The organism is Bradyrhizobium sp., from assembly GCF_028868675.1.
GTDB lineage: Bacteria > Pseudomonadota > Alphaproteobacteria > Rhizobiales > Xanthobacteraceae > Bradyrhizobium.
In genome coordinates, this window is the sequence record NZ_JAGWUA010000060.1 from 1 (window position 1) to 23221 (window position 23221).

The window sequence follows — 23221 nt, forward strand, 5'->3', positions numbered from 1 at the left end:
GCAGATCGAACGCGGAGCGGCTGATCGCCTTCAGCACGTCGGCGGTCGCGGTCTGCTGCTGCAGGGATTCGGTGAGCTCGCGGGTCTTGGCCTCGACCTGTTCGAACAGGTGCGCGTTCTCGATCGCGATGACGGCCTGGTCGGCGAAGGTCTGCAGCAATTGCACGTGGTGATCGATGAACGAACCGGCCTCGATCCGCGTGACGCTGATCAGGCCAATCGGCACACCGCTGCTCATCAGCGGCGCGAACAGCATGCTGCGGAAGCCGCGCGCTCTCGCGATCTCCTTGATCCCCGTATCCGGCAGCGTTGCGATGTCGGCGACCTGGATCGGCTTGCCTCCCTGCGCCAGCGCAAACGGCTCGAACCGCTCGACCGGGCTCGGGAATCCGGCCTTCAGCAGTTCGTCGGCCCCCGGACTCGTCGGGGTGAAGGCCGCCAGATGCGCGATGCCGTCGACGAAACGGAACACCGCCGTCGAAAACCCGCCGATCAGCCGCTTGGAGCTCGTCGCGATCGCGTCGAACACCGGCTGCACGTCGGACGGCGAACTCGCGATCACTTTCAAGATCTCCGACGTCGCAGTTTGCCGCTCCAGTGCCTCCTGCGTCTCCTTGAAAAGCCGCGTATTCTCGATCGCGATGAGCGCCTGGTCGCGGAAGGCTTCCGCGAGTGCGATCTCGGTTTCGCCGAACATGCCGGGCCGGGACCCGGCGAGGCCAAGCACGCCGATACATTCTCCGTCCCGCAGCAGAGGCAGGTAGACGGCCGATTGGTAGCCCAGTTGCTCCTGGATACGCCGCTCGAATTCGGGAAGCTCGATCCGCGACCAATCCGACAGATGCAGGGTCGTCCTGCCGACGATCGCGCGCGAGGGAAAGTTTGCGCTGGGGTCGATCGGCGCATGCCGGGGATTGATGACGGTCATCAGGCCTTCTTCGCGCGTGCACCTGGCAACACTCCAGAAGTACTTGCCGTCGCAACGCTGGATGAAGGCCGTCTCGCAGCCGACGAGCCGCACCACAGTCTGCACGATGGCGTCGAACACCGGCTGCACGTCCGTCGGTGACCGGCTGATGACGCGCAGGATGTCGGCGGTCGCGGTCTGCCGCGCCAGGGCGTCCTTGGTCTCATTGAATAGCCGCGTGTTCTCGATCGCAATCACGGCCTGATCGGCGAAGGTTCGAACGAGCTCAATCTCCCGATCCGCGAATGGTTCGACATGATCGCGCGCGAGGGCAAAGGCCCCGACCAATTCGCCATCTCGAAGAAGCGGAACGCCCAGCATGGAATGCAGATTTCCCAGCCGGGCATCGTCCTTGGGCCCGTAGTGTGGATCGTTCCAGGCGTCCGCGATTTGGACAGGTCGCGCCTCCAGCGCCACCCGACCGACCAGCGTGTCGGGACCCGGGCTGATGACGCCCCTCTGCTCGATCGCCCGATATGCTTCCCGCATGTTCCCGCACGTGGCCGCGGAGCGGTAGACCTCGCCTTGCCGCCGGTAGATCTGAGCCTGGTCGGCCCGGCACAGTTTCGCCGCAACCTCTATCAACGTCTGGAGCACCGAGGAGAGATCGAATGCCGAGCGGCTGATGATCTGAAGCACGTCGGCCGTCGCGGTCTGCCGCTCCAGCGCGTCCCTGGTCTCGTTGAACAGGCGCGCGTTCTCGATGGCGATCGCCGCCTGGTCGGCAAAGCTCTGCAGCAGCGCCAGCTCCTCGTCCGAGAAGGGTTCGAGGCGGTCGCGATGAACGATCAGGGAGCCGATTGCCGTTCCCTTGCTGCGCAGCGGCGTGCCGCACATGGTGCGCGTGCCGGCGGCGCGGGCATGCGGCAGGCCGGGAAAGTCGGCGACGTCGGGAGCGGGATGATCGAGGTCCGGAACGTCGATCTGCTGGTTTCGTCCGACCACCGCCCCGGGCAGGTTGCGGCCGCCGACCTTGAGGTCGGCGAGCGGCACGGCTGCGCGGATGCGCTGGGCGCTGGCGCCGTAGCGGTAGGCCTTGCCCCATTCGCCGTTCTCGGCGAGCTGGATCGAGACGCTGGAGGCGCCGAACAGGCGGGCGGTGGTCTCGGCGATCTGCTGCAAGGCTTGCTCGGCCTCGCCGGTCGTGCCGGCGATGGTCGCGAGAATCTCCGCGCTCGCCTTCTGGCGTTCGCGCGAGGAGGCGAGTTCGCGCGCGAGACGCCCGTTGTCGGCGGCGCCGGCCTGCAATCGCTGCTCGAGCTCGGCAATCCGGTCCTTGAGCTCGGCCACCACGTCCTGCGGAAGCGCGGTCATCCAAAAATCCATTTTGCCCGGCGGCCTGACGGTGCCGGGCGCAAATCCTTGTCGCGATCCCTATTATTCCACCGCGAGCCCGTCCGGGCCAGCGATAACCTTGCGGATTTCGCTCGTTAACCCGGTCTCATGTCCCCGGGCGGGACACCTCGGTCTCCTTGCCGGTGATGAACTCCAGCAGCACCGGCACGCCTTCCCTGGTCTTCTGGATGCCGCGCTTGATGTCGGGCACGCGGTAGGTCAGCGATGCGGCGCGGCATGACGGCGCACGCCGATACAATTTCCGTGCCGTCGGGCAAATCACGCTGTCAAGCCTCCGTGTGAAAAAATTCGAGTTATCGGAATTTTGACTTGACGCCACTGTGCATGGGGTTGTTCCTCATGTTTTGGCGGGCGTCTCGCGCCCCGGACGCACCGCAGCACAATAAGCACGTTCGCGCGCGTCGTCGACGCGCTTTTGGCGCCGCACCACGTCCGGGACACGCGAGCGGTTATGATCCGCTACTCGCCTTCCTGCAGCGCCCGGCGCAGCCTGCGGATGATGACGCCGCGGGCGCGGTCGTCGGCGGCGGCGGCGATGCGGTCGTTGATGTCGAGCATCAATTCCGACATCTCGTTGTGCCAGTCGAGACGGGTGACGGCCTCCGGCGCGAGCCGGCGGCGATGGTCGACGTCGAGCACGCGCGGTGCGGGTGCGGAGAGGTCGAAGACGTCGTCCAGCACCGGCTGATAGACCTTCGCGGCCGGAATGATGCGCTCGGCGACGCGCTCTGCGAGCCCGGCGATCGCCTCCTCCTCGCCGTGCACCAGGAACAGGCCGCGCGCGATCGGCCGGCGCGCGGCGATCCAGCGCGCAATGCCGGCGCCGTCGGCGTGGCCCGAATATTCGTCGATCATGCGAATGCGGGCCGCGACCCGGATCTCCTCGCCCTGGATGCGCACCGCCTTGGCGCCGTTCTGCAGGAAGCGGCCGAGCGTGCCGTTGGCCTGGTAGCCAGCGAGCAGCACGGTGGCGTGCTCGTTCCACAGCCAGCGCTTCAGGTGATGACGGATGCGGCCGGCGTCGCACATGCCGGAGGCAGCGATGACGATGTGGAAGCCGGCGAGGCGCATGATCGCCTTGCTCTCGTCTACCGTCTCGGTGAACTTCAGGTGCGGCGAGTTGAGCAGGCGGTTGACGTCGACGGCGGGATCGAGGCTTGCGGCGTGCCGGCGAAACACCTCGGTGGCATGGATCGCGAGCGGGGAGTCCAGGAAGATCGGCGCGGCCGGCACCTCGCCGCGCTCCATCAGATCGACGAGGTCGACGATCAGCTCCTGGGTACGCTCGACGGCGAAGGCGGGGATGAGCAGCGCGCCGCGGGCGGCCGCCGCTTCGCGCACCTCGGCGGCGAGATGCTGCCGGCGCAGCTCGGGCGTCGTGACTTCGCGGACGCGGTCGCCATAGGTGGATTCGCAGATGACGTAGTCGAGGTCGGACGGCGCTTGCGGATCGGGCTGCAGCAGCTTTGCCTCGGGCCCGACGTCGCCGGAGACCAGCACGCGCAACGGGCGTTGCGCGCCCCTGTCGCTGAACTCGAGCTCGATCGAGGCGGAGCCGAGCAGATGCCCGGCGTTCCAGTAGCGTGCGCGCACGCCCGGGATCGGTTCGACCCAGCTCTCATAATCGACCGGATGGAACGACTGCATGCAGGCGATGGCGTCGGCCTGGGTATAGATCGGGGTGACCTCGCGCCGCCCCCGCGCCGCATTGCGGCGGTTGAGTTGGGCGACCTCGGCCTCCTGGATGTTGCCGGCATCGGGCAGCATGTAGGAGCAGAGGTCGATCGTGCCGCGGGTCGCGAGGATCCGGCCGTCAAATCCCTCGCGCACCAGCTTCGGCAACAGGCCGCTGTGGTCGATATGGGCATGCGTCAGCAGCGCCGCGTCGATATCGGCGGGGCGGAACGGAAAGGCGCCGTAGTTGAGCTCCTTCAGCGTCTTCTGTCCCTGGAACAGGCCGCAATCGACCAGCACGCGGCCGGTCGCGGTCTGGAACAGATAGCTGGCGCCGGTCACCGTGTGGGCGGCGCCGCAGAATCGGACGGTCACGCTCATGTCGTTGTCTCCGGCGGGTGGGTCGTGCCGAGTTCGCGGCGCAGCGCGGTAGCAAGGATGTCGTCGAGCGCGATCGCATTGGTCGGATGCGGCACGCTGTCGGTCGATCGCACCGAGCGGATGCCGGCCTGCGCGAACGCGGCGGTCATCTCGGGAGGAAACAGTGCATGCGTCACGATCGCGTCGATGGTCGTCGTGCCGAGCGCCTGCAATGCCGTGGCCGCCACCGTCAGCGTCCCGCCCGAGGAGACGATGTCGTCGACCAGCAGCGCCGGCCGGCCCGCGAGCAGGCCCGCATCGGCAAAGGCGATGTCCACGGAGCGGTCGCCATGACGCGTCTTGCGCGCCACCGTGTGGTGCAACCGAAGCCGGGTGGCGAGATCGCTGACCCACGGCTCGGATTCCACGTCGGGACCGATCACGACCGTCTCCGGATCGCAGCCGATCCTCGCCAGCGCCTGGGCGATGGCCGGCATGGCCGACAGGTTCTCGGCTTCGATGCCGGGAAACACGGACGCGATCTCCGCCGTGCGATGCAGATGCGCATCGACCGTGACGATGCGGTCGACGATGCCCGCGAGCAGCCGCCCCACCGCGTGCTGGCTGACGGCTTCGCCGGGATGAAACGCGGCGTCCTGGCGCATGTAGCAGAGATAGGGCGCCACCAGCACAAGGCGCTTCGCACCGTTGCGTCGCAGGGCTTCCGCCGCGAACAGGAGCGCGATCAGCTTCTCGTTCGGCTGATTGAGGGAAGCGTAGAGGATCGTGGTGTCCGCCGCCGGGCCGACCGTGACGCGCAGCTCGCCGTCGGGAAAACGATGCAGCGCGATGGTCTCGCAGCCAAGCCCAAGCCTTGCCGCCAGCCGCCTCGCGCAATCCTGACCTGACGGCAGGCTCTGGATGGCGACGGCGCTCACGAGACGGTCTTGCCCTGCAGGACCTCATGGCCGTTGACGATATAGCCGGTGTCGGCGCTGCAGGCGCCCGCGGCCAGATCGTGCTCCGGCTGGTCGAAGGTGTAGACGCGGTAGAGCGGCTCGCCCTGCTCGACGCGGTCGCCAATCTTCTTGAACAGCTTGATGCCGGCGCCCTTGTCGAGCGGTGCGCCCGCGGTGCGTGCCAGGCGATTCAGCCGCAGGCAGTCGATCGCGGTGACGACGCCGTCGCGCCCCGCCTTGACGTCGAAGGCGAGGTTACCGAGGTCCGTGCAGCATTTCGACGGCCCCTGGGCGTCGATGATCTTCTGCATCTGCCGCAGCGCCGCGCCGCTTTCGAGCAACTCGCGCGCCCGCGCATAACCGGTGCCGCCGCGCAGCTTCGGGTCGTAGTCGAGAAGATGCGCGGCGAGCCGCAGCGATTTTTCGCGCAAGTCGCGCGGCGCGGCCGGATCGTTGGACAGGACCGCCATCACGTCGTTGGCCTCGAGCACCGGGCCGATGCCGTTGCCGATCGGCTGGCGGCCGTCGGTGGTGATGACCTCGATCGAGCGGCCGAAACGGTCTCCGACGAACTCGAACAGCTTCCTGAGCCGCATCGCCTCGGTGGCGGTGGTGATCTTGGAGGTCGGCCCGACCGGAATGTCGATCAGGAGATGCGTCGATCCCGCCGCGATCTTCTTCGACATGATGGAGGCGACCATCTGCTCGCGGGTGTCGAGGCTGAGCGGGCGCTCGACCGAGATCAGGATGTCGTCGGCCGGCGACAGGTTCACATGCCCGCCCCAGATCAGGCAGCCGTTGCAGGCCGCGACGATCGTCTTCATCTCCTCGACGCCGACATTGACGCGGGCGAGCACTTCCATCGTGTCGGCCGTGCCGGCCGGGGAGGTGATGGCGCGGGAGGAGGTTTTCGGGATCGGCAGGCCGTGCGCCGCCACGATCGGCACCACGATCATCGAGGTGCGGTTTCCCGGGATGCCGCCGATGCAGTGCTTGTCGACCACGACCGGGTCCGGCCACACCAGCTGCGTTCCGGCCTGTGCCATCGCGCCGGTGAGCGCCAGCAGCTCGTCGCTGGTGATGAAGCTCGCCGAGCCGATCAGGAAGGCGGCGATCTCCATGTCGGAGTAGCGGTAGTGGGCGAGATCGTTGATCACGGCGCCGATCTCGGCCTTGCTCAGCGTCTGCCCGCGGATCTTTGCGCGCACCGCCTCCAGGCTTTCGGGCGAGGATGCCGGCGTCACGGTGACGAGGCTGCCGACGGGCTCGGCGAAGCGGTGGAACGCCGGCTCGGAGAGGCCGATCTCGTCGGGGGAGACCAGCGCATCGTCGTCGGTGATGAGCAGCGTCGCCAGCAGCACCTTGGAGTCGCAGACGAGTTCGACGCGGCTGAAGCCGCGAAAGATCTCCGGGCGCAGTGCCTTGGACTCCCGGGAGATGACGATGACGTTTTCGCGTCCGGTATCGAGATGGACGCGGCGGATCTTGAGTTGCGGGCGTGAGCGATCGGAGTTCATGGGCCGGGCCGGCGGGATTCAGCTTGGAATCAATAGTCGCCGCAGCCTAACTAAACCCTTTTGACCCAGATCATGCAATGCGCGAGGCCGGTGGAAGGCTCATGGCCGGCGTGGTTCCGGTATGGTGCGGTCCCGGCCGCCGGCGTTCAGTGCCCGCAGCATGGCAATGCGGGCAAACATCAGCCAGCCGCCGCCGGTCTCCGCCGCATGGATCAGGTTCTCGATCGCGACCTGCCAGCGCGCCTCGCGCTGCTCGTCCTCGGGCAGGGCCATGACGTAGTCGGCGGCCTGCTGCAACGTGCGCAGCTTGCGCCCGTTGCACAAGGGGATCGGATCGTCGAACGGCGCCGACCAGGGCACGTCAGGCCGGGCGAGGCGCAGGGTGGGACATCACGACAGCGCTTCGCCCGCTCTCGATCATCCGGCCTTCTTGGCCCGGGCCGGCGCGCGCACCGGCTTCTCGGCCTTCTTCGGCGCGTCCTTGGCGGCGGCTTCGCGGCCGCCCTTGCCGGCGATCGGCAGCAGCATCTCGCGCTGGCCGTCGACGCGCTTCTTCGCCTTCTTGCCCCCGGTCTTTGCAACCGGACCCTTGGCGAGGGGAGCGGCGCCCTTCTCGCTGGCGAGGCTCTTCTTCAGCGCGTCCATCAGGTTGATGACGTTGCCGCCGGTCTTCGGCGCGGCCTTGGCCGCCAGCGGCACGCCCGCGCGCTTCTTGTTGATGAGGTCGATCAGCGCGGTCTCGTAGTGATCCTCGAACAGCTCCGGTTCGAACGCGCCGGATTTCTTCTCGACGATGTGCTTTGCGAGGTCGAGCATGTCCTTGGTGAGCTTCACGCTCTGGATGTCGTCGAAATATTCCTTCTCGCTGCGCACCTCGTAGGGGTAGCGCAGGAGCGTGCCCATCAGGCCGTTGTCGAGCGGCTCGAGCGCGATGATGTGCTCGCGGTTGGTCAGCACCACGCGGCCGATCGCGACCTTGTTCATGCTGCGGATGGTCTCGCGGATCACCGCATAGGCGTCGTGGCCGACCTTGCCGTCGGGGACGAGGTAATAGGGCCGGATCAGGTAGCGGCCGTCGATGTCCGCCTTCGGCACGAATTCGTCGATCTCGATCGTGTGGGTGGATTCCAGCGCGATGTCGCCGAGCTCGTCCTTGGTGACCTCGATGTAGGTGTCGGCGTCGACCTTGTAGCCCTTGACGATGTCGTCGGAGGAGACCTCGTCGCCGGACTCGGCGTCGACCTTGAGGTACTTGATGCGGTGGCCAGTCTTGCGATTGATCTGGTTGAAGGAGACCTTCTCGGTGTCCGACGTGGCCGGATAGAGCGCGACCGGGCAGGTCACGAGCGAGAGGCGCAAAAAACCCTTCCAATTGGCACGGGGGGCCATGGGTTACTCCAAACGCAACAGGGACAGCGCACAAGAATACCACCGGTGCACCCCGAATCATAGCAAAGGGCTCGGTGGAATCTTGCAACGACGTTAACCAGCGGGCATCGGGCGGGACAGGCCCGGAACATCGTGGGCGATCCGGCGTTGCCTTGGTGACGACACGAGGGGAGATCGCGGCAGTTGGACGCGACGAGCCGAGAATTGAGGGCGCCATGGCAACCACGCGAGAGCAACGTCAGATCGTCGAAACTTCGACCCAAGCACGCCAGGGCGAGCCCGGACCCTCGGTGGCCGCACTGCTGACCGTCTCGACCGGGCTTGCGATCCTGATCCTCGGCGTCATCTGGTTCGTGTTCTTCAAGACCTGAACAAGGCAGCGGCGCGAGACCCTTCCGGTCCGGCCCGAGCTTCCGACTCACCTGATTTGGCGGCACATTGCCACCAGCAGCGGCGGCATCGCCGGACGGGGCGACGCGCCGCGTCGGTTCGCGCATGAATAAAAAGTAACATTCCCGGGTTCCCGGCGTTCATATTCAGTTCACGCCGGGCGGCATCATCATGGCAGAAGAGACCGTGCAGCCGATTCAGACGATACTTGTTCGGACAATTCCTGGAGAGACGCGTGCGCCTGCTCGTTGTTGAGGACGACCCCGATCTCAATCGCCAGCTCACCAAGGCGCTGACCGATGCCGGCTACGTCGTCGACCGCGCCTTTGACGGCGAGGAGGGCCACTATCTCGGTGACAACGAGCCCTACGACGCCGTGGTGCTCGACATCGGGTTGCCGAAGAAGGACGGCATCTCGGTGCTGGAGGCGTGGCGGCGCAACGGTCGCACCATGCCGGTGCTGATCCTCACCGCGCGTGACCGCTGGAGCGACAAGGTCCAGGGTTTCGATGCCGGCGCCGACGACTACGTCGCAAAGCCCTTCCATCTCGAGGAGGTGCTGGCACGCATCCGCGCGCTGCTGCGCCGTTCGACCGGCCACGCCCAGAGCGAATTGACCTGCGGGCCGGTGACGCTCGACACCCGAACCAACAAGGTCACCGTCTCGGGCAATCCCATCAAGATGACCTCCCATGAGTATCGGCTGCTGCAATATCTGATGCACCATGCCGGCCGGGTGGTGTCCCGCACCGAGCTGGTCGAGCATCTCTACGACCAGGATTTCGATCGCGACTCCAACACCATCGAGGTCTTCGTCGGCCGCATCCGCAAGAAGCTCGACGTCGACATCATTCAGACCGTGCGCGGACTGGGCTATCTCCTGACCCCGCCGGCCGCGCCCGGTGCTTGAAGAAACTGGGGCTTGACCGGGTGACGGGACGGGGGTCTTGGTCGTCCATGACCGTCTCTGACGACCCGCTCCGCGCAGCCTTCCGGGACCGCCCCGATGCGCGCTAGCTCGCTTGCGACCCGCCTGTTCCTGTCGGCGACCGCATGGCTGGTGGTGATCCTGGCGATCACCGGCGTCGTGCTGTCGTCGGTGTACAAGAACGCCACCGAGCGCGCCTTCGACCGCCGCCTCAACCTCTATCTGCGCACGCTGATCGCCGAGGTCGCCACCCCCGACGAGCCGCCAGACCATCAGTTCCAGTCGCTCGGCGAGCCGCTGTTCGAGCTGCCGCTGTCCGGCTGGTACTGGCAGATCGCGCGCACCGATACCGAGAAGCCCGAGGTCCGTTCGTCGCGCTCGCTGTGGGACAAGAAGCTGCCGAAGCTGGAAGAGCAGGGCACCGAACTCACCGCCGCCGGCATCCGGATCGCCTATGTCGACGGGCCCGAGGGGCAGACCCTGCGGATGGTGGAGCGGCCGGTCGATCTCGGCGCCGACGGCAAGTATCTGGTCAGCGTCGCCGGCGACGCCAGCGAGATCTTCGACGAGACCCGCAGCTTCGACTACTATCTCGGCGGCACCTTCACCGCGCTCGGCGTCGTGCTGCTGCTCACCACCGTCTTCCAGGTCCGTTTCGGCCTTGCGCCGCTGAAGCGCATTTCCGAGGCGATCGCCGACATCCGCTCCGGGCGCGCGGAGCGGCTGGAGGGTGAATTCCCGGTCGAAATCGCGCCATTGGCGCGCGAGACGAATGCCCTGATCGACGCCAACCGCGAGATCGTCGAGCGCGCGCGCACCCATGTCGGCAATCTCGCCCATGCCATCAAGACGCCGCTCTCCGTCATCGTCAACGAGGCCGGCGCGCATGCGGCGGATCCGTTCGCCTCGAAGGTCATGGAGCAGGCCGAAGTGATGCGCGATCAGGTCGCCCATCATCTGGAGCGGGCGCGCATCGCCGCGCGGGTGTCCATCGTCGGGACGGTGACGGAGGTCGCGCCGGCGATCGAGGCGCTGCGGCGGACGATGGAGAAGATCCATCGCGATCGTGGCGTCGTCGTCGAGGCCAAGCTCGATCCGGCCGCGAAATTCCGCGGCGAGCGGCAGGATCTGGAAGAGATGGTCGGTAACCTCGTCGACAACGCCTGCAAATGGGCGACCTCGCGCGTTTTCATCGAGGTGCTGTCGGAAACCCGGCCGCCGCCCGCGGGTGGTCCGCGGCTGTGCATCATCGTCGATGACGACGGCCGCGGCCTGTCCGAGGCCGAACGGGCGCAAGTCTTGCGCCGCGGCCAGCGGCTCGACGAATCCAAGCCTGGATCGGGGCTGGGATTGTCGATCGTGGTCGACCTGGCCTCGCTCTATGGCGGCAGCCTGTCGTTCGGCACCGCCCCGATCGGCGGCTTGCGGGCGGAACTGGTGCTCCCTGCCGCCTAGCACTCGACCCGGCAAAACGCCGCGGAGCCGCCCGAATTCCTAAACGGCTTCTTAACGCGCCCGCCTCTATGATCGCGCGCGGACGCATCCCTGCGGCCGCCACTACCGTGCATCCCGGACGCATGAGCCAGACATCGATCGAGCGGCTGAGAGACTATCTCGCGCAGCTCCCGCCGCAGGCGCAGGCGCTGCTGATGCGGGAGTTCGAGCGCGCGCTGGAGCGCGGCCAGGATACGGCGGTCGCCACCCTCGTGCTCGACCAGTTGCGCAAGATTGCGCGCAACACGGAACCCGAAGAAGATGATGAGGAGGACGTGCCGGGGCGGGGTGGAGATCCCGCGCGGCTGCTGTACCAGCCGCTGGAGCCGTTTCTCGTCGATGCCGGCATCCCCATCAGGGCCGGTCAGATCCGTCGCTCCTCGCTGCTTCCGATCTGGCAATGGCTGGAACGGGACGGGGCCTCCGCCGAGGTGCGCGAATTCCAGGATGCGCTCCGCCGCGTGCCGGACGGGGACGGCAGCCAGATCGAGGCCATGGGCCGCAAGATCCAGGGGATTGCGGCGGATGCGATCTTCCAGTTGACCGGCCCGGGCAGCGGCGACCGGTCGAAGGCGCTTGCCCGGGTCGGCCCGCCCAATGTGATCGAGGATCTCCACTCGATCGGCGCGGTGCTGCAGGTCCGCGAGCCGCTCGAGATCCTCAATGAGCGGCTGCCGCGGTTCCTGCGCGCGTTCGGGGAGGCGCAGGTCGCCGCGGTGACCGCCGCACTCAACATTCCCGAACTGCAGACGCCGCAGATGCTGCCTTTCGCGCTGACCATGGTCATCCAGCGGATGACGGCGCCGTGGCAGATCATCCGCCTCGCGATCAAGATGGCCGCCTCCGACGACGAGATCCGCGTCGCGGCGACGCCGTTCGGCGTGGCCGTGACGATCGCGCTGCATGATCTCTCCAACCTGGGATCCATGCTGCGCACGGACATCAAGCGTGCGCGCTTCGACAATTTCGCGGAGCATCTGAAGGCACTGCATGACGGCGTCCGCGGATTGCGAACCGAACTCGACCTGCGCAACGATTCGGCCTGGGGCAAGCAACTCACCTCGATCCGTGCCGACATTTCCAACGCCCTACAATCGGAGCTCGACAGCGTTCCGGGCCGGGTCCGCCGCATCCTGCGCCAGCGTCCCGAGAAGGACATCCCGTTGGGGGCCCGGATCGACGGCACCGAGGTGGAGGAGGCCGCCGCGCTGATCAATTTCGTCGCGATCTGCCGCAACTATGCGAGCGAGCTTGCGATCAACGAGGTGACGCTTCGCACCTATTCCGACCTGCAGCAATATGTCGAGCGGTCGACGGAATCGCTCGTGCAGTCGCTGCGCGCGGCAGACCGCAGGGTGCTGGCCTATCGCCAGCAGCAGATGTCGGCCGCCATCCGCTTTTGCGAACTATTGTTCGGCGACGACTATGCATCGTTGATGAGTCGCGCGGCCGAGAACGCGATGACCGGCGAGCGCAAGCCGGCGCGTGCCGGCAAATAAATAGCATTTACGTCATCGTGCAATTTGCGGTTGACCTGACGGGTTCCCGACCTTACGGTCGGCGGCGCAATCCGGGGGCATTTTGCCGGCGCATGAAATCCAGCATTACGTTTGTGGAAATTGAGAACCGCGTAATTTCAGCGACATATCGCAGATTGATGGTCCGGGCGAAGGTGGTGCTGATCGAGACGTCGAGCGGCCGGCAACTGCCGGAGCCGGTCACGACCATTGCGTCGCCGGTTCCGGTCGGCGCGCTGCGCATCAGGCTGCCTGAGGCGGTCAAACCGGGAACCTATTTCCTGAGAGCCCTGAACGGGCGCGGCGAGGACGCCGCCCGGAGTGCCGATTTCGAGATCGGCTAAGCTATTGGATCCTCGATCGTTTCGATCCGGGCTTTGGTCGCGCAAGATTGACAATTGTCAATTGCGGCGGCGCAGAGCCGTGGTGTAAAGCGACGCATGGCGCGGTATCGCGCTGCCGGAAGCTTGCCCAATGACACTATGGTTCGTGTTTGCGCTGATGACGGTCGCGGCGATCTTTGCCGTGCTCTGGCCCCTCGGCCGCGCCGGCTCCGCGGCGCGGCCGCGCCAGGGCAGCGAGGCGGTGGTCTACAAGGACCAACTGGCCGAGATCGAGCGCGACCTCGCCGCGGGCCTGATCGCCGCGCCCGAAGCGGAAGCCGCGCGGGTCGAGATCGGCCGCAGGCTCTTGGCCGCGGCCGGCAACGAGGCCGCGCCGGCCGACCGGTCGAGCCTCAACTGGCGCCGTGCCGCGGCGGTGCTGGCCCTGGTCGGCCTGCCCCTGGCCGCGATCGGCCTCTACGTGCCGCTGGGCTCGCCCGGGATGCCGGATGCTCCGCTCGCCCTGCGCAGCCGCGCACCCGACATGGCGCAGTCGCTCGAGAACATGGTGGCCCAGGTCGAGCAGCATCTGGAAAGAAATCCGACCGACGGCCGCGGCTGGACCGTGCTCGCGCCGGTGCTGCAGCGGCTCGGACGCTACGATGACGCGGTCCGTGCCTATCGCAACGCGCTCGCCTACGGCGGCGAAACTGCCGAGCGCAGGTCCGATCTCGGCGAGGCGCTGTCGGCGGCCGCCGGCGGCGTGGTGACGGCTGACGCCAAGGCGGAGTTCGAGCGCGCGCGCGCGCTCAACGCGGACGAGCCCAAGGCGAATTACTTTCTCGGGCTCGCGGCCGAGCAGGACGGCCGCAAGGACGATGCGGCCGCGATCTGGCGTGCGCTGCTGGCGAAGGCGCCGGCCGACGCGCCGTGGCGGCCGCTGTTGCAGACGTCGCTCGCGCGGGTCGGCGGCAGTGCAGCGCCGGTGGTGTCGGACGACTCGATCGCCGCGGCCAAGGACATGAGCGAAGGCGACCGTGGAGCGATGATACGCGCCATGGTCGAGCGTCTGGCGAGCCGCCTGAAGCAGAACGGCGACGACGTCGATGGCTGGCTGCGCCTCGTGCGCGCCTATCTCGTGATGGGTGAGCGCGACAAGGCGAAGGGCGCGCTCGGCGATGCGCGGGGCGCCGTGGCCAATGACGCGGAGCGGTTGCGCCAGCTCAACGAGGGCCTGAAGAATCTCGGGCTCGATGGATGATGGCCGCAGACAGAGACGAGCGGGGAAGAAGCAGATCATGACGCGCAAACAGCGACGTATGACGATCATCGGCGGATCGCTCGCAGTGCTCGCGCTCGCCGCGGCGCTGGTGCTGAATGCATTGCGCGATTCCATTGTGTTCTTCTCGACCCCGACCATGGTCGCCGAGAAGCACGTGCCGGCGGGCAGGCGGTTCCGCCTCGGCGGGCTGGTGCAGCCGGGCTCGCTGCAGCGTGGCGACGATCTCGCGGTGACGTTCGAGGTCGCCGACGGCAGCGCCAAGCTGCCCGTCGCCTACAAGGGCATTCTGCCCGACCTGTTCCGCGAAGGGCAGGGCGTCGTCGCCGAGGGCGCGCTCGACGCCAACGGCGTGTTCAAGGCCGACACCGTGCTCGCCAAGCATGACGAGACCTACATGCCGAAGGAAGTCGCCGACGCACTGAAGAAACAGGGCCACTGGAAGGACGATTACGGCGCCAAACCTGATGCCAGCAACCCCGGCGCGACCGCGCAAGGCAATTCGAAAGGAGCCGTGCGATGATCGCGGAGACCGGACATTACGCGCTCGTGCTGGCGCTCGGTCTCGCGCTGATCCAGTCGATCGTGCCGCTGATCGGCGCACGGCTGCGCGATCCCGCCCTGATGAACGTCGCGCGATCCACCGCACTGGCGCAGCTCGTGTTTTGCGGCGCGTCCTTCGTCGCGCTGGTCGTGCTGCACGTCACCTCGGACTTCTCCGTCGCCAATGTGTACGAGAATTCGCACTCCATGAAGCCGTTGATCTACAAGATCACCGGCGTCTGGGGAAATCATGAAGGCTCGATGCTGCTGTGGGTGTCGATCCTGTCGCTGTTCGGCGGCCTCGTCGCCGCCTTCGGCAACAACCTGCCGCTGTCGCTGCGCGCCCATGTGCTCAGCGTTCAGGCCTGGGTCGCCAGCGCCTTCTATCTGTTCATCCTGATCACGTCGAACCCGTTCCTGCGGCTCGCCAATCCGCCGATCGAGGGACGCGATCTAAATCCGGTGCTGCAGGACGTCGGTCTCGCCGTGCATCCGCCGATGCTCTATCTCGGCTATGTCGGTTTCTCGATCTCGTTCTCCTTCGCGATCGCGGCGCTGATCGAGGGACGGATCGATGCGGCCTGGGCGCGCTGGGTGCGGCCGTGGACGCTGATGGCCTGGATATTCCTCACCCTCGGCATCGCCATGGGCTCGTACTGGGCCTATTACGAGCTCGGCTGGGGCGGCTGGTGGTTCTGGGATCCGGTCGAGAACGCCTCGCTGATGCCGTGGCTCGCCGGCACCGCGCTCCTGCATTCGGCGCTGGTGATGGAGAAGCGCAACGCGCTGAAGGTCTGGACCATCCTCTTGTCCATCCTGACCTTCTCGCTGTCGCTGCTCGGCACCTTCCTGGTGCGCTCGGGCGTCCTCACCTCCGTCCACGCCTTCGCCACCGATCCGACCCGCGGCGTCTTCATCCTCTTGATCCTCTGCGTCTTCATCGGCGGCAGCCTCAGCCTCTATGCCGCGCGCGCCTCGTCGCTGAAGCAGGGCGGCCTGTTCGCGCCGATCTCGCGCGAGGGATCGCTGGTGCTGAACAACCTCTTCCTCACCACGGCCTGCGCGACGGTGCTGGTCGGCACGCTCTATCCGCTCGGGCTGGAGGTGCTGACCGGAGAGAAGATCTCGGTCGGCGCACCGTTCTTCAATCTCACCTTCGGACCGCTGTTCGTGCCGCTCCTGATCGCCGTTCCCTTCGGGCCGATGCTGGCGTGGAAGCGTGGCGATCTGCTCGGCGCCGCGCAGCGGCTGCTCGCCGCCGGCATTGGCGCGCTGCTGGTGCTGGCGCTGGTCTGGGCCTGGGCGCACGGCGGCAGCGCACTGGCGCCGCCGGCGATCGCGCTCGCGGTGTTCGTGATCCTCGGCTCGCTGACCGATCTGGTCGAGCGCTTTGGCCTGTTCCGCGTTCCCTTTGCGACCGCGCTGCGTCGCGCGCGTGGATTGCCGCGCTCGGTCTGGGGGACCGCCTTCGCCCATGCCGGCCTCGGCATCGCGCTGATCGGGATCGTCTGCGAGACCACCTGGAACAGCGAGTACATCGGCACCATGAAGCCGGACGACGTCGCCAGGGTCGCCGGCTACGAACTGAAGCTCGACGATTTGTTCCAGCGGCAGGGCCCGAACTATCGCGAGATGATCGCGCAGTTCGACGTCAGCCGCGACGGCCGGGCGGTCAGCACGATGACGCCATCCAAGCGCAGCTTCACGACCCGCGGCGCCTCGACCACGGAGGCCGCGCTCCTGACCCGCGGCGCGAGCCAGCTCTACGTGTCGCTCGGCGACGCCACCGCCGAAGGCGCGATCGCGGTGCGAATCTATCACAAGCCCTTCGTGCTCCTGATCTGGTGGGGACCGGTGCTGATGGCATTCGGCGGCGTGCTGTCGCTGTCGGATCGGCGCCTGCGGGTCGGCGCGCCGAAGCCGGCACGGATTCAGCCGCATCTGCAGGCTGCGGAGTAGGCCGATGCTGCGGATGATCGCCGCCATCGTCGCGCTGACGCTGCTGGCCATGCCGGTTGCCCATGCCGTGCAGCCCGACGAGATCATGGCCGATCCCGCCAAGGAGGCGCGGGCGCGGGAATTGTCCCGCGAGCTTCGCTGCATGGTCTGCCAGAACCAGTCGATCGACGATTCCGAGGCGCCGCTCGCGCGCGACCTGCGGCTCCTGGTGCGCGAGCGGATCTCCGCCGGTGACAGCAATTCGCAGGTGATCGATTTCCTGGTAGCGCGCTACGGCGAGTTCGTGCTGTTGAAGCCGCGCTTCGAGCGCCAGACCTTGCTGCTGTGGCTGCTGGCTCCGCTCGCGCTCCTCGCCGGTGGTGCTGCGCTCTGGCTGCAGATGCGGCGTCGTGCGGGAAGTGGTGGTGATGTACCTTCTCCGTTGACTCCCGAAGAAGAGGCGAGGCTTGCCGCGCTGATGTCGGACGACGCCAAGTCGGGTTAGTTAGCTCCGTGAAGGACTGAGCCGGCGTCGTCGAGCATCTCGCGATGCGCCGCGTTTTGCAGCCGTGCGGGCCGCCTTCATGCTATTTTGACGTTTGTCTGGAAGGGTCGTCGGCAACGTCCTTCCCGATCGAGTCTCGCGATGCTTGCCAACAGCAATCTGACGATCCGCTTCCTGGTCGGAGCCGTCGTCGCCGCATTTCTCTTCCTGCTGGCCATCGGTGGCGGCGCCGGATTCGTCGCCGTCCTCTACCTCAACAACGAGATCACCAGCCTGGCCACCGACTTCGCCTCGCTGAGCGGCCCCGCCCGCGACCATGCCATGCAGATCTACCAGCAGGCCCAGGCGACGTTCTCCTATTTCCTGATGAGCTGCGCCGCCATCGCCGTCGTCGCGGTCGCGATCTGCGTATCCAATTATTTCACCGTGCGTGACGGCATCGTGCGTCCGTTGGCCGCGATCGTCCATGCGATGCGCGAGGTGGCCGATCAGAAGTTCGATACGCCGGTCCCGGCGCTCGGCAAATCGAACGAGATCGGGCTGCTGGCCGGTGCGCTGGAGGTCTTCAAGACCAATGGCCTCGAGCGCTGCCGCCTCGCCGAGCAGCAGTTGAAGGAAGCGCAGCACCAGGCCGAGCGATCGAAATTCCTCGATGCCAGGATCAAGAGCTTCAACGAGCTGGTCGCGAGCGTGGTCGACAACGTGGCCTCGTCCGCGGTGCACCTGACGGGCAACGCGGAGACGCTGTCTCGGGTCGCCAACGAAATGACCAGCAAGGCCAATGCGGTGGCAAGCGCCGCGAGCCAGGCCAGCACCAGCGTGCAGACCGTCGCCGGCTCGGCGGAGAACATGACGAACTCGATCGGAACCATCAGCCGTCGCGTCACCGATGCGACCCAGCGCGCCGAAGGCGCGGCGGCGCAGGCCGAGAAGAGCCGCGACACCATCCACACGCTGTCGGATGCCGCCGACAAGATCGGCGAGGTCGTGCAGCTCGTCCAGGCCATCGCCTCGCAGACCAATCTGCTGGCGCTCAACGCCACCATCGAGGCGGCGCGGGCGGGCGAGGCGGGCAAGGGTTTTGCGGTGGTGGCCTCCGAGGTGAAGAACCTCGCGCACCAGACCAGCAACGCAACCGAGGAAATCACCTCCCACGTCGCGGCCATCCAGGGCATCACCGCCGAGACGCGCGGAGCGATCGACGCCATCTTCAGGACGCTGTCGGAGATCTCCTCGATCATGTCGGGGATCGAGGTCGATACCGCGCAACAGCGCAATGCCACCCAGGACATTTCCCGCAGCGTGCAGGACGCTGCGCGCGGCACGCTGGACGTCTCCAACCACATCGTCCAGATCACCTCGACATCGGCCGAGACCGGGCGGATGGCGGCCGACGCCCGCGATTCGGCCGCCGACCTGTCGCGGCAGGCGGACAGGCTCAAGCGCGAGGTCGACGAATTCATCGTCAGCGTCAGGGCGAGCTGAGCCGGGCAGGGCGCCTCCGCCCCCCCTGCGCGGGAACCCATCTAAGTTCTTGATCCACTGCGATTTCCGCCGCGCGGTGAACGGTCGCGGCGGCATTCGCCCTTCATTACAAAAGTTTAACCGCGCCGCCAGCGCGCGGTAAGGCGGCGATCCCCATCTTTGGGGATGTAAGGTGCCGTCCCTGCGCACCAAGAGGAATTCAAGGCCCTGGAGATCTCTGCATGACCGATCGTCCCGATCTTTCGTCCCTGCCGTCCGACCGGCAGCCGCGCAGGCGGCTGCTTGCTGCGCGCAAGTTCGCGCTGATGGCCTCGGTCGTCGCCGGCCTCGGCGTGGCCGTCTACGGCTTCGGCCCGTCGGCCTCGCCGTCGAACATCTTCTCGAGCCCGGCGCAGGCGCAGGTCAACAACGAGGTCCGCAAGGTCGAACGCCCGGTCGGATTCGCCGACATCGTCGAGCGCGTGAAGCCGTCGGTCATCTCGGTGAAGGTCAACATCAAGGAGAAATCGGCCAGCAACGACGACAACGACGACTCGCCGTTCCAGCCGGGTTCGCCGATGGAGCGCTTCTTCCGTCGCTTCGGCGGGCCTGACGGGATTCCGGGCCTGCGCGGACCGCGCGGCGGCGGACGCGCGATCACCGGCCAGGGGTCCGGATTCTTCATCTCGGCCGACGGCTATGCGGTGACCAACAACCACGTGGTCGACGGCGCCGACAAGGTCGAGGTCACCACCGACGACGGCAAGACCCACAGCGCCAAGGTGATCGGCACCGACCAGCGCACCGACCTTGCTTTGATCAAGGTCGACGGCGGCTCGAACTTCCCCTTCGCCAAGCTCGCCGACGCCAAGCCGCGGATCGGCGACTGGGTGCTCGCGGTCGGCAACCCGTTCGGCCTCGGCGGCACCGTGACCGCCGGCATCGTCTCGGCCATGGGCCGCGACATCGGCAACGGTCCCTATGACGATTTCATCCAGATCGACGCGCCCGTGAACAAGGGCAATTCCGGCGGCCCGGCCTTCAGCACCGATGGCGACGTGATCGGCGTCAACACCGCGATCTATTCGCCGTCCGGCGGCAGCGTCGGCATCGCCTTCTCGATTCCCGCCGCCACCGTGAAGAGCGTGGTCGCCCAGCTCAAGGACAGGGGCTCGGTCAGCCGCGGCTGGATCGGCGTGCAGATCCAGCCGGTGACGTCCGACATCGCCGACAGCCTCGGCATGAAGAAGGCCGAGGGCGCGCTGGTGGCGGAGCCGCAGGCCAACGGTCCCGCGGCAAAGGCCGGCATCGAGTCCGGCGACGTCATCACCGCGGTCAATGGCGACCCGGTCAAGGATGCTCGTGAGCTCGCCCGCACCATCGGCGGCATGCCCCCCGGCGCGACGGTGAAGCTCAACGTGCTGCACAAGGGCTCGGACAAGGTCGTCAACCTCACCCTCGGCCAGTTGCCGAACACGCTCGAGGCCAAGGCCGACAACGACAACGACAAGAAGGGTCTGACTCGCGGCACCGACGTGCCGAAGCTCGGCATGACGGTGGCCCCCGCCAACAGCGTGGCCGGCGCCGGCAGGGAGGGCGTCGTCGTCACCGAGGTCGACCCGAAGAGCGCCGCCGCCGAGCGCGGCTTCAAGGAGGGCGACGTGATTCTCGAGGTCGCCGGCAAGAGCGTGAGCAGCGCCGGCGACGTGCGCGACGCGATCAGCGCCGCGCGCAGCGACAACAAGAACAGCGTTCTGATGCGCGTGAAGAGCGGCGGCCAGTCGCGCTTCGTCGCGATTCCCCTCGCCAAGGGATGAGAATCGGGAGCGCCACGAGATGAGGGGAGCCGCCGGCAATGGTCGCCCCAGCCGCCGGCGCCCCTCCGGGGTACGACGCAACGTCCGTGCCCCATGCGTACCTTCCGGTGGAATACGCCCCCCTCCGTCGGAAGGGCCTAGGGCGGTGAGGTCCCCCAGCTTCACCGCCCGCCTTTTTCCCCGCCCGAGAACGATCCGCTCGGCTTGCAAGCGAATGCCGCCCGCGCCATGTTGAAGGTTGCTCCCTTGACCGCCGCTGAACGCACGATGCGCCTCCTCATCATCGAAGACGACCGTGAATCCGCCGACTATCTGGTGAAGGCGTTCCGCGAGGTCGGTCACATCGCCGATCACGCCGGCGACGGCGAGGAAGGCCTCGCCATGGCCGAGGGCGGCGATTACGACGTGCTGGTGGTGGACCGGATGCTGCCCAGGCGCGACGGCCTGTCGCTGATCGGCGCGCTGCGCGACAAGGGCAACCGGACGCCGGTCCTGATCCTCTCCGCGCTCGGGCAGGTCGACGATCGCATCAAGGGCCTGCGCGCCGGCGGCGACGACTATCTGCCGAAACCCTATTCGTTCGCGGAGCTGCTGGCGCGGGTCGAGGTACTGTCGCGCCGCCGCGGCGGTCCGGCCGAGGAGACGGTGTATCGGGTCGGCGATCTCGAGCTCGACCGGCTCTCCCATCGCGTCGTCCGCGGCAAGGACGAACTGACCCTGCAGCCGCGCGAGTTTCGGCTGCTCGAATATCTCATGAAGCATGCCGGCCAGGTGGTGACGCGCACCATGCTGCTGGAGAACGTCTGGGACTATCATTTCGATCCACAGACCAACGTGATCGACGTGCACATCTCGCGGCTGCGCTCCAAGATCGACAAGGGGTTCGACCGGCCGCTCCTGCACACGATCCGCGGCGCCGGGTACATGATCCGTGACGGCATTCGGTAAGCTGATACGAACCACGGCGTTCCGGCTGACGCTGGTCTATCTGTTCCTGTTCGCGCTGTTTGCGGCGTCGCTGCTCGGCTATTTCGCCTGGAATACGCGTCGGCTGATCACCGAGGAGATCACGCAGACGGTCAATGCCGAAACCCTCGAGATCACGGAGATCTACAACCGGCGCGGCCTGCTCGGGCTGACGCGCGCGATCGAGTACCGCGCGCTGCGGCCCAACGCCAACCTCTATCTCATCACCAACCCGTCTGGCGTGGCGATCGCGGGCAATGTCGGCTCGCTCGCGCCCGGCGTCATGGCGACCCGCGGCTGGTCGGAGGCCGCCTATCGGCGCATCGAGGATGCGGACGACCGGGATCATCGCGCGCTGGTGCGCGTCACCGAGTTGCCCAACGGTTTCCGTCTTCTGATCGGCCGCGACCTCGACGAGCGGCGGCGGCTGTTCGGCATCGTGGCGAAGGCCGCGCAATGGTCGATCCTGATCGTCGTCGTGCTCGGGCTCGGCGGCGGCGTCTTCGTGGCGCGGCGCGTGCTGAGGCGCATCGACGCGATGACCGGCACCGCCCAGCGCATCATGACCGGCGATCTCAGCGAGCGGCTGCCGGTGGGGCGCAGCGGCGACGAGCTGGATCGTCTGGCCGAAAACCTCAACGCCATGCTGGAGCGGATCGAGGCGTTGATGGCGGGGTTGAAGGAGGTCTCCGACAACATCGCCCACGACCTCAAGACGCCGCTGACGCGGCTGCGCAATCGCGCCGAGGAGGCGCTGGCAATGTCCCGCAGTGAGGCGGACTATCGCGCCGCACTGGAACGCACCATCGAGGAATCCGATGGTCTGATCCGGACCTTCAACGCGCTGTTGATGATCGCGCGGGCGGAATCCGGGCAGGGCGGCGCGGCCGAGGATTTCGATGCCGCCGATGTCGCCAACGGAATCCACGAACTTTATGAGCCGCTCGCCGAAGACAGTGGACTTGTCTTGCAGGTCGAGGCCGGCCCTGCGCGGCTTCACGGCAATCGCGAACTGGTCAGTCAGGCGCTGGCCAATCTGGTCGAGAACGCCATCAAATATGGCAAGCCGTCGCAGGACACGCCTGATGCCAAGCCGCCGCCGATCCTTATCGAGGCGCGCCGGGTGGGCGATCTCGTCCTTCTGAGCGTCACCGACCATGGCCCCGGTATTCCGGAGGCCGACCGTAAGCGCGCCACCGAGCGCTTTGTCCGCCTTGAGGCCAGCCGAACCCTGCCGGGCTCCGGTCTCGGCCTCAGCCTCGCCTCGGCGGTGGCGAAACTGCATCGGGGTGAACTGCGGCTGGACGATGCCGGCCCCGGATTGTGTGCGACGCTTGCATTTCCGGCGCTTTCGGGCGAGGGACTAGAGGAGCAATCCTCTCAACCGGAAACGCATCCTGCATGAACGCCTCCGCGACGGACGCGGATCTGTCTTCCCTGGCCTCCCGGGTGGTGGCCGGTCCGGTCGTGTTCGCTCCGGCCGAAGCCGCGCAGCGACTTGCCGGGTGGCTGGCCGATGTGCCGCCCGAGCAGGCGGCGGCGATCGAGGCCATTGCAAAACAATTTCCCAAAATCCGAACGTTGCTGGAAGGTATCTCCGAGGCGTCGCCTTACCTGTTCGATCTGATCCGGGCCGATCCCGGCCGGATCATCCGCCTGTTACAATCCGAACCGGAGGCGCACTTCGCGACATTGATCGCGAAAGCCGTCGCCGATGTTCCCACCGCCGCCGATCAGACCGAGGCGATGCATCTGTTGCGTCGGCTGAAAGCGGAAGCCGCATTGATGATCGCGCTGTGCGACATCGGCGGCGTCTGGCCGGTGATGCGGGTGAC

20 protein-coding genes and 1 pseudogene are annotated in these 23221 nt (G+C 66.9%); 14 read left to right on the forward strand and 7 right to left on the reverse strand.

The genetic code is table 11. The features are described 5' to 3' along the window. The 7 genes from KGM94_RS10410 to KGM94_RS10440 form a co-directional block, all read right to left on the reverse strand. Window positions 1–2281, reverse strand: a 2281-nt coding sequence (locus KGM94_RS10410) for a GAF domain-containing protein (RefSeq protein ID WP_300257942.1), incomplete at its 3' end; no start/stop codon positions are given. Window positions 2282–2408: 127 nt separating this feature from the next. Next, entirely contained in the window at window positions 2409–2561 is a 153-nt protein-coding gene (locus tag KGM94_RS10415) for a hypothetical protein (RefSeq protein ID WP_300257946.1), read from the reverse strand. A 221-nt stretch (window positions 2562–2782) separates the two neighbouring features. Next, complete coding sequence (locus KGM94_RS10420) at window positions 2783–4378, reverse strand: MBL fold metallo-hydrolase (protein ID WP_300257949.1); 1596 nt, start codon at window positions 4376–4378, stop codon at window positions 2783–2785. Beyond that, the gene (locus KGM94_RS10425) at window positions 4375–5295 is read right to left on the reverse strand and encodes a ribose-phosphate pyrophosphokinase (RefSeq protein WP_300257952.1); all 921 of its coding nucleotides are present in this window, start codon (window positions 5293–5295) and stop codon (window positions 4375–4377) included. Before KGM94_RS10425 ends, KGM94_RS10420 begins: the two co-directional genes overlap by 4 nt. Further along, a complete protein-coding gene (locus tag KGM94_RS10430) occupies window positions 5292–6833 on the reverse strand; it encodes a thymidine phosphorylase family protein (RefSeq protein WP_300257955.1) in 1542 nt (513 codons plus the stop codon). The genes KGM94_RS10425 and KGM94_RS10430 overlap by 4 nt, the downstream gene beginning before the upstream one ends. Before the next feature lie 99 nt (window positions 6834–6932). Next, window positions 6933–7193 (reverse strand): hypothetical protein, encoded by a 261-nt coding sequence (locus tag KGM94_RS10435; RefSeq protein ID WP_300257958.1) that lies wholly within the window; start codon window positions 7191–7193, stop codon window positions 6933–6935. 57 nt (window positions 7194–7250) lie between these two features. Then, entirely contained in the window at window positions 7251–8222 is a 972-nt protein-coding gene (locus KGM94_RS10440) for a Ku protein (RefSeq protein WP_300257961.1), read from the reverse strand. Window positions 8223–8437: 215 nt separating this feature from the next. Here KGM94_RS10440 and KGM94_RS10445 point away from each other — a divergent pair, with 215 nt between their 5' ends. The 14 genes and pseudogenes from KGM94_RS10445 to KGM94_RS10510 form a co-directional block, all read left to right on the forward strand. Next, window positions 8438–8593, forward strand: coding sequence for a hypothetical protein (locus KGM94_RS10445; protein WP_300257964.1), 156 nt, complete (start codon window positions 8438–8440; stop codon window positions 8591–8593). A 254-nt stretch (window positions 8594–8847) separates the two neighbouring features. Then, a complete protein-coding gene (locus tag KGM94_RS10450) occupies window positions 8848–9522 on the forward strand; it encodes a response regulator transcription factor (protein WP_300257967.1) in 675 nt (224 codons plus the stop codon). 96 nt (window positions 9523–9618) lie between these two features. Next, the gene (locus KGM94_RS10455) at window positions 9619–10995 is read left to right on the forward strand and encodes a sensor histidine kinase (RefSeq protein ID WP_300257970.1); all 1377 of its coding nucleotides are present in this window, start codon (window positions 9619–9621) and stop codon (window positions 10993–10995) included. Window positions 10996–11117: 122 nt separating this feature from the next. Then, window positions 11118–12533 carry a hypothetical protein gene (locus KGM94_RS10460; protein WP_300257973.1) on the forward strand — a complete coding sequence of 472 codons (1416 nt, stop codon included), beginning with the start codon at window positions 11118–11120 and terminating at the stop codon, window positions 12531–12533. Window positions 12534–12625: 92 nt separating this feature from the next. Beyond that, window positions 12626–12895 (forward strand): hypothetical protein, encoded by a 270-nt coding sequence (locus KGM94_RS10465; protein WP_300257976.1) that lies wholly within the window; start codon window positions 12626–12628, stop codon window positions 12893–12895. Between the two features lie 130 nt (window positions 12896–13025). Further along, window positions 13026–14135, forward strand: coding sequence for a c-type cytochrome biogenesis protein CcmI (gene ccmI, locus KGM94_RS10470; protein ID WP_300257979.1), 1110 nt, complete (start codon window positions 13026–13028; stop codon window positions 14133–14135). A 37-nt stretch (window positions 14136–14172) separates the two neighbouring features. Beyond that, window positions 14173–14676 carry a cytochrome c maturation protein CcmE gene (ccmE, locus tag KGM94_RS10475; protein ID WP_300257982.1) on the forward strand — a complete coding sequence of 168 codons (504 nt, stop codon included), beginning with the start codon at window positions 14173–14175 and terminating at the stop codon, window positions 14674–14676. Beyond that, window positions 14673–16655: a heme lyase CcmF/NrfE family subunit gene (locus KGM94_RS10480; protein ID WP_300257986.1), complete on the forward strand. Its 1983-nt coding sequence runs from the start codon at window positions 14673–14675 to the stop codon at window positions 16653–16655. The genes ccmE and KGM94_RS10480 overlap by 4 nt, the downstream gene beginning before the upstream one ends. Before the next feature lie 4 nt (window positions 16656–16659). Next, window positions 16660–17139 (forward strand): cytochrome c-type biogenesis protein, encoded by a 480-nt coding sequence (locus tag KGM94_RS10485; protein ID WP_300257989.1) that lies wholly within the window; start codon window positions 16660–16662, stop codon window positions 17137–17139. Window positions 17140–17280: 141 nt separating this feature from the next. Next, window positions 17281–18624: a HAMP domain-containing methyl-accepting chemotaxis protein gene (locus KGM94_RS10490; RefSeq protein ID WP_300257992.1), complete on the forward strand. Its 1344-nt coding sequence runs from the start codon at window positions 17281–17283 to the stop codon at window positions 18622–18624. Between the two features lie 221 nt (window positions 18625–18845). Beyond that, complete coding sequence (locus KGM94_RS10495) at window positions 18846–20420, forward strand: Do family serine endopeptidase (RefSeq protein WP_300257995.1); 1575 nt, start codon at window positions 18846–18848, stop codon at window positions 20418–20420. A 267-nt stretch (window positions 20421–20687) separates the two neighbouring features. Further along, a complete protein-coding gene (locus KGM94_RS10500) occupies window positions 20688–21368 on the forward strand; it encodes a response regulator transcription factor (RefSeq protein ID WP_300257997.1) in 681 nt (226 codons plus the stop codon). Beyond that, window positions 21352–22791 carry an ATP-binding protein gene (locus KGM94_RS10505; protein WP_300258000.1) on the forward strand — a complete coding sequence of 480 codons (1440 nt, stop codon included), beginning with the start codon at window positions 21352–21354 and terminating at the stop codon, window positions 22789–22791. The genes KGM94_RS10500 and KGM94_RS10505 overlap by 17 nt, the downstream gene beginning before the upstream one ends. Then, window positions 22788–23221 (forward strand): annotated as a pseudogene (locus tag KGM94_RS10510) (bifunctional [glutamine synthetase] adenylyltransferase/[glutamine synthetase]-adenylyl-L-tyrosine phosphorylase); the annotation flags it as partial. The gene KGM94_RS10505 and the pseudogene KGM94_RS10510, both read left to right, overlap by 4 nt.